The 12,458-nt window shown below is 32.3% G+C and carries 7 protein-coding genes and 1 tRNA gene; 6 read left to right on the forward strand and 2 right to left on the reverse strand.

All coding sequences use genetic code 11. The features are described 5' to 3' along the window. The 6 genes from AXE80_RS04865 (at position 1) to AXE80_RS04890 (ending at position 10,392) form a co-directional block, all read left to right on the forward strand. Positions 1–3,099, forward strand: coding sequence for a SusC/RagA family TonB-linked outer membrane protein (locus tag AXE80_RS04865; protein ID WP_068824979.1), 3,099 nt, complete (start codon positions 1–3; stop codon positions 3,097–3,099). A gap of 17 nt (positions 3,100–3,116) precedes the next feature. Next, entirely contained in the window at positions 3,117–4,811 is a 1,695-nt protein-coding gene (locus AXE80_RS04870) for a RagB/SusD family nutrient uptake outer membrane protein (protein WP_068824981.1), read from the forward strand. Positions 4,812–4,829: 18 nt separating this feature from the next. Further along, complete coding sequence (locus AXE80_RS04875) at positions 4,830–6,230, forward strand: DUF4960 domain-containing protein (RefSeq protein ID WP_068824983.1); 1,401 nt, start codon at positions 4,830–4,832, stop codon at positions 6,228–6,230. A gap of 12 nt (positions 6,231–6,242) precedes the next feature. After that, positions 6,243–7,802, forward strand: a complete 1,560-nt coding sequence (locus AXE80_RS04880) for a glycoside hydrolase family 32 protein (RefSeq protein ID WP_083194583.1) — start codon at positions 6,243–6,245, stop codon at positions 7,800–7,802. A 1-nt stretch (position 7,803) separates the two neighbouring features. Beyond that, positions 7,804–8,709, forward strand: coding sequence for a carbohydrate kinase family protein (locus AXE80_RS04885; RefSeq protein ID WP_068824987.1), 906 nt, complete (start codon positions 7,804–7,806; stop codon positions 8,707–8,709). A gap of 417 nt (positions 8,710–9,126) precedes the next feature. Further along, positions 9,127–10,392, forward strand: a complete 1,266-nt coding sequence (locus tag AXE80_RS04890; RefSeq protein ID WP_068824989.1) for a DUF4960 domain-containing protein — start codon at positions 9,127–9,129, stop codon at positions 10,390–10,392. A gap of 164 nt (positions 10,393–10,556) precedes the next feature. On the opposite strand, the gene AXE80_RS04895 is transcribed toward AXE80_RS04890, so the two are convergent. Both AXE80_RS04895 and AXE80_RS04900 read right to left on the reverse strand, forming a co-directional pair. Next, a tRNA-Asp gene (locus AXE80_RS04895) sits at positions 10,557–10,630 on the reverse strand. A gap of 123 nt (positions 10,631–10,753) precedes the next feature. Then, positions 10,754–12,262 (reverse strand): acyl-CoA dehydrogenase family protein, encoded by a 1,509-nt coding sequence (locus AXE80_RS04900; RefSeq protein ID WP_068824991.1) that lies wholly within the window; start codon positions 12,260–12,262, stop codon positions 10,754–10,756. Positions 12,263–12,458: the final 196 nt, after the last annotated feature.

Raw genomic sequence — 12,458 nt, forward strand, 5'->3', positions numbered from 1 at the left:
ATGAAGTATAAATTAATTCTTTTATTCTTTCTTCAGTTCACTGTTTTAATGGCTCAAGAAATAGAAGTGAAAGGTACTGTTGTATCTTCAGAAGATAACATGGCATTACCTGGTGTATCTATTGTCATCAAGGGAAAATCAATTGGAACCATTACCGATTTTGACGGAAATTTTATCATCAATAATATCTCAATAGGTGAAAGTTTAGAGCTTAGTTATTTAGGATATACAACTAAAACTGTAGTTATAAATAACAATGCTACTCTAAACATCAAACTAAACCCTAGTAACGAACAATTAGATGAAGTAATCGTTACTGGATATACCTCACAGAAAAAAGCAGACATTACTGGAGCTGTTTCTGTGGTAGATATGGATGAACTCAACAAGCAAACAGAACCTAACCCTATAAAAGCTTTACAAGGTCGTTTAGCAGGAGTAAATATTTCTACAGATGGTTCTCCTAGTGGAGGAAATACTAAAATAAATATTAGAGGTATTGGTACTTTAAACAACACCGATCCTTTGTATGTAATTGATGGAGTACCAACCAAGGGAGGTATGCATGAATTAAACCCGAATGATATTCAATCTATACAAGTATTAAAAGATGCATCTTCGGCAAGTATTTACGGTTCTAGAGCTTCTAATGGTGTTATTATTATTACAACTAAACAGGGGAAAGAAGGAAAAATGAGACTTAATCTAGATTACTATTCAACCCTATCTAACTATGCCAATAAATTAGACGTTTTAAACGCTAAAGAATATGGACAAGTATTATGGCAAGCAAATATAAACGATGGTATAGATCCTAATACAAACAACTTAAGTTATCAGTTTAACTGGGGAGTTTATAATGGAAAACCTACACTGAATAATGTGTTAGTTCCAGAATATTTAAACACAGAGCAAACCATTAAGTCTTCAAACACCAATTGGTATGATGAAATTTCTCAATTAGGAAAAGCCAATTCGGTAAACCTATCTATGTCTAATGGTTCTGAAAAAGGAGCTTATATGTTTTCTTTGGGATATTATGATAATGTGGGAATTGTAAAAACTACTAATTTTAAACGCTTGTCTTCTCGTATCAATTCTTCATATAATTTTTTTGATGGAAAATTAAAAATTGGAGAAAACTTTACTATCAACAGAACCAACGAGGTTTCAGATCCAGGAGTTTTAGATCCTGCTTTAAGAGCTTTACCTATTATTCCTGTTCGAACTGTAGATGGAAAAGGATGGGGAGGTCCTGTTGGAGGAATGAATGACAGACAAAACCCTGTTAGATTATTAGAATACAATAAAGACAATGGTTATAGCTATATGCGTTTGTTTGGTAATACTTATGCTGAGTTAAAGCCAATAGACAACCTTACTTTTAAAACTAGTTTTGGTATTGATTTTAGTGATTTTTACAAAAGATCTTTACAACGTAGTTATGTTTCTGGATATCTAAAGAACGATCAAAACTCTGTTTCTATTGAGCAGTCAAACAATCTAAAATGGACATGGACTAATACTGTACAATATGATTTAAAATTGAACAATCATAATATTAATTTATTAGCAGGTACAGAGATGTTTAAAGAAGATGCGAGAAACACTACTTTAAGAAAAGAAGATTTTATAACAGAAGATCCCGATTATATGTATCCGGATGCAGGTACAGGAGAAGCTTATACTTATGGTTCAGCTAGTTCGTATAGTTTATTATCCTATTTTGGGAAAGCTACTTATGATTATGACAGCCGTTACTTATTTTCTGCAACCATTAGAAGAGACGGTTCTTCTAGATTTGGAAAAAACAATCGCTTTGGTACCTTTCCTGCCTTTTCTGCAGGATGGAGAATTAACAAGGAAGAATTTGCTAAAAATAATTTAGCCTTCTTTTCAGATTTAAAACTACGTACAGGTTGGGGACAAACGGGTAATCAAGAAATTAGTAACGAAGCTATTTATTCTTTATACTTAGCCAATTATGCTGGTGGGGATCCTACTTGGAACACCTCTTACGGAACTGCTTATGACTTATCAGGAGCAGGTTCAGGGTTGTTACCTTCTGGTTTTATTGCCACTCAAACAGGAAACGATGATTTAAAATGGGAAACTACCACTCAAACAAATATTGGTCTTGACTTTGGTTTCTTTAATCAAAGATTAACAGGTAGTGTTGATGTTTATAAAAAAGTAACTGAAGATATTTTAGTACTTCCTCCATATTTAGGAGTCATTGGTGAAGGTGGTAATAGATGGGTTAATGGAGCTTCTATGGAAAATGAAGGAATTGAATTTGCTTTGAATTATAAAAACAATACTGACTGGGGATTAAAATATGAAATGTCGGCAAACCTTTCTGCAAACAGAAATCAAATCACAAAACTTCCAGAAGAAGTAAAGAACAATTACGGAGGAAATGGTCTAGATGATAATATTCTAGGAAGACCTATTAATTCTATGTACGGACATGTAGCCGATGGACTGTTTACATCACAACAAGAAGTTGAAAACTCTGCTATTCAACCTGGAAAAGGTTTAGGACGTATTAGGTATAAAGATTTAAATAATGATGGTGTTATAGACAGTGAAGATAGAACGTGGATAGGAAATCCAAACCCTGGTTTTAACTATGGATTTAATGTTTCTTTAGGTTATAAGAATTTTGATTTGACAACTTTTTGGCAAGGTGTAGGTGATGTAGATGTAGTTAACCAAACAAAGTATCAAACCGATTTTTGGAGTGTTGATGATGTAGGATCAAACAAAGGAACTCGATTATTAAACGCTTGGTCTCCACAAAATCCAACTTCAACTATTCCTGCATTAACAACTGTTGACAGTAATGCAGAATCAAGGTTTTCAACTTATTATATAGAAAACGGTAGTTACTTAAAACTACGTGTATTACAATTAGGCTATACAATACCTAAAAAAATAACAGAAACTTATAAAATCCAAAACTTTAGAGTATATGTAAATGCTCAAAATTTACTAACTATTAGTTCCTCTAGTTTTACAGGTATTGATCCTGAAAACCCTGGTTTTGGTTATCCTTTACCATTAACAATTACTTTAGGATTAAACATTTCACTTTAATTAAAAACTCAATAATCATGAAAACGATTGTATATATATTTAGTTGTTTATTATTATTCACAACTGTGTCCTGCGAGGACTTTTTAGAAAACAAACCAAAGGGCGTATTGTCTGAAGAAGATGTTATTAATGCTGATAATGTGGATGGTTTTATTACTTCAGCTTACGCTGCTTTAGGTAACGACCATTATGACACCCCATTTAGTTTGTGGCCATATGGAAATGTTAGAGCAGATGATGCTTATAAAGGAGGTAGTGGAACCAATGATATTCAAGCCTTTCACTTTTTTGAAATCTCAAATAATATTCGCACTGACTTTGCCGAATTAGACAAACTATGGTATAATTACTATGTAGGGATTTCTAGAGCAAACAAAGCTATTGCAGCATTAAATCAGATTACAGAACAAGAATTCCCTCAAAAAAAATCAAGATTGGGTGAAATGCATTTTCTAAGAGGTCATTTTTACTTTATGCTTAAAATTATGTTTAAAAACATACCTTATGTAACTGAGGATACAGCCCCAGAAGAATATGGTTTGGTGTCAAACAGAGCATTAACTGACGATCAACTTTGGGAAAACATTGCTGCTGATTTTGAATTTGCAGCAAACAACACTCCACCTACCCAATCTCAAATAGGTCGTGTAAACCAATATGCTGCTTATTCATATTTGGCTAAAACAAGATTGTACCAGGCTTATGAACAAGATGAGGATTACAATGTAACTAATATCAATCAACAAATACTACAAAAAGTAATTGATGCTACAGGTCAAGTTATAGGAACTTATTCTTTAGAAGCTGATTTTGGATTTAACTTTTTACCAGGTAGTTATGAAAACGGTTCTGAATCTGTGTTTGCTGTACAGTATTCAGATAATGATGGAACTTTGCATGGAAGATTAAATTTTGGAGATGTATTATCGGTACCACAAGGTTTGGGTTGTTGTGATTTTCATAAACCTAGTCAAAATTTAGTTAATGCCTTTAAAACTACTGCAGATGGATTGCCAATGTTTGACACTTTTAATGATACTGATTTAGATTATAATCAATTAAATAGTTTTGATGTAGATCCAAGATTATATCACACTGTAGCCATTCCTGGATTGCCTTTTAAATATGCAGAGGATTATATCTATGAAGAAAACTGGAACAGATCTCCTGGAACCTATGGATATTTTGCTTCTTTAAAAGAAAATGTACAACCTGATTGTGACTGTTTTATAAACATCGATCCTTTTTACGGAAATTCAAAAAACAGAATCCTAATTCGTTATGCTGATGTATTACTAATTAGAGCTGAAGCATTGATAGAAATGGGACAACATAATGAAGCTTTACCAATCATTAATCAAATTAGAGCAAGAGCAGCTGCAAGTACAACTTTAACAGGTAGCTATACTTCAAACAATTTAATTAGTCAGTATGAAGATGGGGTAAACTGTGTATGGAGTCAAGATTTTGCTCGCAAAGCTTTACGTTGGGAACGTAGATTAGAATTCGCCATGGAAGGTTACCGATTTTTTGATTTAGTTAGATGGGGAATTGCTTCAGAAACATTAAACGAATACTATGCTGAAGAGAAAACAAAAAGAGGATATTACCTAGATGCTGGTTTTGACAAAAACAAAGAAGAATTTTGCCCTATTCCTTTGGCACAAATTAATTTCAGTCAAGGTTTGTACAAACAAAATAAAAGATACTAACTCTAAAAAAGCTAAACGATGAAAAAAATAATAAATAAACAAATAGGATTGCTGACTTGTGTCCTTCTATTTTTAGCGAGTCTTTTATCAGCTTGTGAAGACAACTTTGATGAATCTGCTTTTGTTACCAATGTTTCGGTAAACATCAATTCGTTTACTGTAAATAATATCAGTGCAGAAATCAATAATCAGGAAAGTAAGATAACAGCTACGCTACCTTATGGAACAGATATTACAGCTATTGTACCCGAAATTACTATTCCAAACGGAACTACTATTATCCCTAAAATAGGAACGAGTATTGATTTTAGTAATACTGTAACTTATAATGTTTATGGTGGAAATATCTTTAAAAAATATGCGGTTAACGTTAGTACTCAAAAACCCATTACAAGTTTTAAGATTGGAGAACTTTCTGCAAGTATCAATCATAATTCAAAAGTTATTGCGCTTACCATGCCTGAAGGCACTGATCTTACAGCATTGCAACCTACCCTTGAATTATCTGAAGGAGTGACTGCTAGTATTACCTCTGGTAGCACTATTGATTTTTCTAGCCCAGTAAAATTCAATGTAATTTCAACAGGATTAACAGAAGAATATACAGTAAATATTACGACTCCTCTTAGTGGACCTGTTATTGCCTTTTTAGGAACATCGGCTTCTAAACAAGCAATCTCAAATTTAGATGAAATTGCTGCATCAGACTGGTTGTTTGCCAACTACTCAGGAGCTCAGTACATTTCTTTTACAGATATTAAAAACGGAGCTTCTTTAGAAGGTATTGATGTTATTTGGTGGCATTATGATGAAGCTACTAGTCTACCAACTATTGCTTTAGATGCCAGTGTTACAACTGCATTAAAAACATATCAAACTAATGGAGGTAACTTATTATTAACCACATTTGCCTCTCAATATGTAGAAGCATTGAATATTGTTCCTTCAGGTAAAGGGCCTAATAATGTTTTTGGAGATTTTCCGCCAAATGGGTTTGTAGATGGTAATTCATGGGGAATGTCATTTGTAAGTCATGAAGATCATCCTATCTTTTTGGGGTTAGACACTTTTGCTACAGGAAAAGCCAATTTATTAGAAGCAGGAACATTTAGATTAAACCATACTGCATGGTGGTTTTTACCAGATTGGGGAGGGTATAATGATGGTGCTGGATGGAGAGAACAAACCGGAGGAAATAATCTAGCTAGTGAAGCATGGGATGATGGATTAAACGGTCGTGTAACCATTGCTGAATTCCCTGGAGGTGCTTCAGATATCAAAACAGTTGTTATTTCTATGGGAGCTTATGATTGGTATAACGAAGATGACAGCAGTGGAACACCAAGTCAAGCCAATGGTTTTATTGATAATATCAAACTTTTAACAGCAAATAGTCTAAACTATTTAGCAGATAATTAAAATTTAAAAAAGATGAACTTAACTAATAAAATATTTATATACCTATCCGTGTTTAGCATTTTAGCTTGCTCAAATGATGATGACGCATTTACTCAAGTCCCTGTAGACCCAGGGACTCAAACAAACGTATATCCATTGCCACCAGAACAATGGTTAGGAGAAACAGATCCTTACTACACCTCTGGTTATGTAGGAGATATTATGCCTTACTATAACGATGGTAAATTTAATTTATTCTTTTTACACGATGCCAAAACAAAACCTGCTGGTAAAGGGTTTCATGATATACATAACTTTGAAACAACTAATTTTACAGAGTTTAATTATAAAGGTAGAATGATTCCTTATGGAGTTTCAGATGAGCCTGATTTTGGAGTAGGAACAGGTTCTGTGGTTAAAGTTGGAGATACCTATTATTTTTACTATACAGGTCATAATGGAAACACTCCTTTTGTTCAAAATAACCCTAGAGAAAGTGTTTTGTGTGCTACGAGTACAGATTTAGAAAATTGGACTAAAATAGATGACTTTAAGATAACTGCTCCTGCTGGTTATACTGATTTTGACTTTAGAGACCCACATGTATTCTATAATGAAGAAGATGGGAAATATTGGATGTTGATGTCTACACAAACAGACCCTGCCAGAAAAGCTGTCGTTTTATTATTTACTTCTGATGATCCTGCAACAAATAATTGGACAGTACAAAACCCTATTTACACCACCACTCCACAAGAAAACTATTTAATGCTAGAATGTGCAGATATTTTTAAAATGGGAGCCTATTGGTATTTAATCTTTTCAGAAAACTGGAGTAATCATACAGGCACACATTATAGAATTGCAAATTCTCCTAACGGACCATGGACAACACCTACTATAGATCGTTTTGATGGAAGTTATTTATATGCAGCCAAAACTGCTTCTGACGGAAACAAACGTTACTTGTTTGGTTGGACTGCTAGAAAGTCACCAGAAAACAATACAGGAAATAAAGAATGGGGGGGGAATATTGTTACTCATGAAATTATTCAGAATAACGATGGTACATTAAATGTCAAACAACCTGAAGGTATTGTTCCAGTTTACACAAACAATGCAACGATAACTGTGGAAAACACAGTTGGTACTGTTACACAAAGCAACAATACTTTTACTTTAGATGGAACTTCTAATGATGCACTTGTTACTTTTAATAGTTTAAAAAAATCAAATCATATTGATTTTAAAATTGAGATGCAATCTAATGGAGATTTTGGAGTTTTATTAAATCATGACCCTGAAAATAATACAGCTTTTAAAATTGCTTTTGAACCTGGTTTTAACAGAGTAGCAGCTTACAATGTTAATGATGGAAATGATTTATATCTAAACCATGTCCCTTTTAATTTTACTGCTAATACTGAATACAAAGTCAGCATTACCACAAATGAAGATATTTGTGTGCTTTATATTAACGATGAGGTTGCATTTAGCAATAGATTATATGATGTTACAGGAAAAAAGTGGAGTTTTTTTAGTGAAAACAATCAAACTGTATTCTCAAACTTAACCTTAAAAAATCCTTATTAATATGTTTCATAATAAAGACCTAAAATTTGTTAGCTACGGCGAAGTATTGTTTGATGTTTTTAAAACTGCTAAAAAAATTGGTGGAGCCCCTTTAAATTTAGCCTTAAGAATTAAATCTTTTGGTTTTCCTGTAACTATGATTAGTGCTGTGGGTAATGATAAGGATGGAAGTACTCTTGTCGACTATATTAATAATCATGGAATAAACACTTCGGGAATTATTATAAAAAACAACTATGATACCGGAGTTGTTATAGTAGAACTTAGTAAGAGTGGTTCTGCTACCTATACTATTGAGTATCCATCAGCATGGGATAAAATAGAAATTAACCAAAGTCTAAAAAATATTGTTTCCTCTTCTGATGTTTTCTTATATGGAAGCTTGGCTTGTCGAGATGAAGTTTCTAGAACAACACTATATAGTTTGTTAGAAAATAATAAATCTTATAAAGTATTTGACGTTAATTTAAGAGCTCCACATTACAAAATAGATACTTTAAACAAATTAATGAGTCATGCTGATTTTATTAAGTTTAATGATGAAGAATTATTAGAAATTTCTGCAGAACTAGGTTCAACCTCAAAATCTATTGAAGAAAATATTCACTTCATTTCTCAATACACTAATACTGATTCTATTTGTGTTACAAAAGGGAAACATGGAGCAGTGTTATTGTGGAAAGGTATTTTGTATTATAATGCTGGTTTTTTAATAAAAGTAATTGATACTGTTGGAGCCGGTGATTCTTTTTTAGCTTCGTTAATTACGCAGTTACTGAGTAACGGAAACCCACAAAAAGCAATTGATTTTGCTTGTGCAGTAGGTTCTATTGTAGCAGGACACGAAGGTGCTAACCCAGAGATTAAAGAAGAAGATATTTACCGTTTTTTATATCCTCAACAATAAAAAATAATTATAAGTTTTAATACTAAAAGGCATCTAAGAATAAACTTAGATGCCTTTTTTTATAAATATAAATTGCGTACTACTAAAAAAAAACATTTAATTCTCTGCTAATTTATTTAATCATTCCTAATATTTTATTACTCTTTTAATTATATAATCAATCATATTAAGTTTAGACTTACTACACAAAACATAGTGTAACTAAATTATAAGTATTGGTTACATGGCTATAATTTAAAATTAAAAAAAGATTAAAAAAATCGTATAAACCAACATATACAGTGGGGTCTTTACATATTGTCGATCTACTTATCAAATTCTTATTAGTTTGAAACAAATACAAAATAAGCTTTCCTTGATAGTTAATAGTTTAGGAGGTAATAAAACTATTATTAATAAACTTTAAATTATACTATAATGAAAACTATTACTTTAAAATTAATTGCTATCTTTTTTTTACTACAATGCTACAATTCGAAAGCACAATCTAAGAGCATCGCTTTTTTAGGACAAGCGCCTACTTATAATGATAATATCCCTGCTGCTGCTGATGGATTTACTTATGATGACGATAGAGCGGCTGCTGTTTGGTTTATGGAAGTTTTTATTCCGTCACAAGCAGATATTAGTGGAGCATATTTTTCATTTCAAGATGTAGCTGAAGGTGCTGATATCAGTAGCTATGATGCTATTTGGATACAAAGTGATGGAGCAACTTATCCTGAACGTTTAAATGATTGGCCTAGAGGAACTACTGAAGGAGATGGTGTTACAAGACACTGTGTAATTAAAGAAACTGGTTTTGAATGGAATGGTGGTGATGCTGCATGTATTGCTTTAGAAGATGCTTTTATTAGTAGTATTCGTTCTTTTTATGAAGCTGGAGGAAATATCTTTTTAGGAAACTATGCTGGAAAAGCTTTAGAGGTTATTGGAACTTTTGATGGATTAACAGATTCTGGGGAATATAGACCTAATCAAACTTTTGGTGATGTTACTGTAAATGCTGCGAATACTGCAGGTGGATGGAGTACTAACTGGAGTGGTGATTCTTTAAGTTCATATATTTTAGACATTACAACTGCCGAAGCTACTTGTTCTTTTTCTACACAATCTATTGAGTTTTTATCTGCTGACACTGAAAAGAAAAATCGTGCATGCCAATACAATTTAGATTTTGGAAGAATTTATGATGATGTTGGTGGAACAATTGCTGATAGAAGAACGGAATTTGAAAGTACTTTGAATGCAGAAATATTATTAGACAATTGTGATGGAAATGAAATCCAGGGAGCTCAATTCAATCCAAGAACAGGTGGACACGGAACTATAGTTTGGTACGGATCTGGAGTATATGATTGGTATGCTCCAGGAACAGGAAACAACAATAATGTTAAGTTGTTAACTAAAAACACCTTAGCTAGCCTGGCAGGTGTTACTTTAAAGACTAATGATATTAACTATAATGATGATATTTCTATATATCCAAATCCTGTAGTTAATTATTTAAAAATCAATTATACAGGAAGAATTAAATCGGAGATATACGATTTAAGCGGCAGAAAAATATTAGTAACTACTTCTAAAAAGGTAAATTTTAGCGATTATGCAAATGGTATTTATATTCTTAGAGTGACTGATATTGATTCTAAGAAAACTTATTTTTCTAAAATTATAAAATAATATATCCTCTTAATATTTTTAATTAGACTAAACGATACATCAATAATTAGGTGTATCGTTTTTTATATATACAAATAAAGGATCAATGGGATCAAGGATCAATCCCAAAAGTTGTGTTTTGATATATAATAAAAAAAGCTCTCAAATTTCTTTGAGAGCTTTCGCGGTCTGGACGGGACTCGAACCCGCGACCCCCTGCGTGACAGGCAGGTATTCTAACCAGCTGAACTACCAGACCGTTGCTGTTAGCGGTGGCAAATATACAACCTTTTTATAGTTGTGCAATAAAAAATCAAAACTTTTTTCAAAAAAAATAGCGGTGTAAAAAACACCGCTACCTATCTATTTCATTAAGAAAAGCTTAGACTAAATTTAGCCAAGTACTATCTTGTTTGTAATCTGTAATTAAGTTTGTGTTTTCTTGGAAAGTTAAAGAACTTACACAAGCAGTTACCTCGTGTTTTAAAGAAGTAATACATTCAGAAACCAAATCAGCTCTAAATCCTTTAATTCCTAAATCAATTACAAAGTTTGCAGAAACCACTCTACCAATAATTTTACCTAAGTCTACCATTTTACGCTGTGGCAGCTCCATATTAAGGTTAAAGTTTAAAATCTCTTTAAAGAATTCAGATGATTTAATAGTTAAATCGTATTCTTTTAAGAAGTCAAATAAGTTGGTGATTTTTTTACGTTTCATCAACTTCATTACAGCTTCAGATATTTGAGTGTATAACATTTCGTTAGACCCTTCAAAAATCATAAAAGCTCTACTGTCCATAATTCCTCTAGCACCAATGTTTTCTTCTTTGTAACCAGAAGAACCAGATAACTGTACTAAAGTTTGAGCAGAGGCTTGCATCATATCTGTAATTACAGATTTCATACTATTAGCTTCTACTTGATCCATTGCTAATTCATTGTCAATCCCACTGTGTTCAGCACTACGTGCACACATGGCAGAACATACTGTAAAAGCAGACTGAATGTTGGCTATTTGCTCTTTTACTTTATCTAAAGCTAATAAGTTTTTACCACCTACAATTCTGTTGGTACAGTGATCAATAGCTTCGTCCATCATTCTTTTAATGAATCCCATAGCCATACCAGGGAATTGCATTCTAGAACGGTGTAATAAGTCTAACATTAATTTAATACCTGTACTACCTCCTTCTAATTTTTGATTTTCAGGAACTTTTAGGTCTAATTTATTGTTTCCATAAGGAATAGCATATAAACCAGCGTTGTTGTAGTATTCATCAACAATAACTCTTTGTTCTGGATCTTGGTTATCAGCAATAAAAAAGTCGATATCTCTACCTAATCTTCCATCTTCTCCTTTTTTACGAGAGGTAATCAACCAGTAATCTGCTAAACCTGTTAATCCTTGCCAATGTTTATACCCTTGAATGTGGTATTTTCCATCTTTGTAAGTGTTAGAAGTTTCCATACTTAAGGCATCTGACCCAAAACTAGGTTCTGTAATCATTAAACCTCCCATATTTCTTTCTTCTAGAAAACGCTTAAAAATTGGAGCTTTTACTTCTGGCTTAGCGTATTTAGCAACAGGTTCTAAAAATAATGCTATGTTAATTCCAAAAGTTAAGGATAGAGGTAAAGATTCGTAAGAAGCAGCTTCTAATATCCCTAAGCATTCTTTTACTTTTACTCCTCTTCCTCCGTATTCGGTAGGAATAGCTACTGATAAAGGCTTTTTAGCCATGATATCTCTAAAAACCAAAGAAGGAAAACCTCTTACTTGGCTAAACTTTTGGATATCATCTTTCTCATAAAAAACGCTTTTTAAAGTATCTTTAAAATCCTTTAAAAAAACATCATAAGAAATGTTTTTAATATCTTTAATTGACATAAATTTAATTGTCTTTACTAATTAGTAGTGCAAATATACAATTCTAAATAAGTATATATGGAATAACAAAGTTTTTATTGGCTTATTTATATTTAATTTTATAAAAATTACAAGTGCTGTTTTTAAATAATTTCTTAATTTTGATGCGTGAAAAATACAGTGACTACATATTTAACAAATTCTTTCTTTATTACCC

The sequence above is a fragment of the Wenyingzhuangia fucanilytica genome (genome assembly GCF_001697185.1).
Classification (GTDB): Bacteria; Bacteroidota; Bacteroidia; order Flavobacteriales; family Flavobacteriaceae; genus Wenyingzhuangia; species Wenyingzhuangia fucanilytica.

Bases quoted from the DNA above. Each gene is read 5' to 3' on its own strand.
- AXE80_RS04865 (WP_068824979.1), top strand. From the start codon at position 1: ATGAAGTATAAATTAATTCTTTTATTCTTTCTTCAGTTCACTGTTTTA.
- AXE80_RS04870 (WP_068824981.1), top strand. From the start codon at position 3,117: ATGAAAACGATTGTATATATATTTAGTTGTTTATTATTATTCACAACT.
- AXE80_RS04875 (WP_068824983.1), top strand. From the start codon at position 4,830: ATGAAAAAAATAATAAATAAACAAATAGGATTGCTGACTTGTGTCCTT.
- AXE80_RS04880 (WP_083194583.1), top strand. From the start codon at position 6,243: ATGAACTTAACTAATAAAATATTTATATACCTATCCGTGTTTAGCATT.
- AXE80_RS04885 (WP_068824987.1), top strand. From the start codon at position 7,804: ATGTTTCATAATAAAGACCTAAAATTTGTTAGCTACGGCGAAGTATTG.
- AXE80_RS04890 (WP_068824989.1), top strand. From the start codon at position 9,127: ATGAAAACTATTACTTTAAAATTAATTGCTATCTTTTTTTTACTACAA.
- AXE80_RS04900 (WP_068824991.1), bottom strand. From the start codon at position 12,262: ATGTCAATTAAAGATATTAAAAACATTTCTTATGATGTTTTTTTAAAG.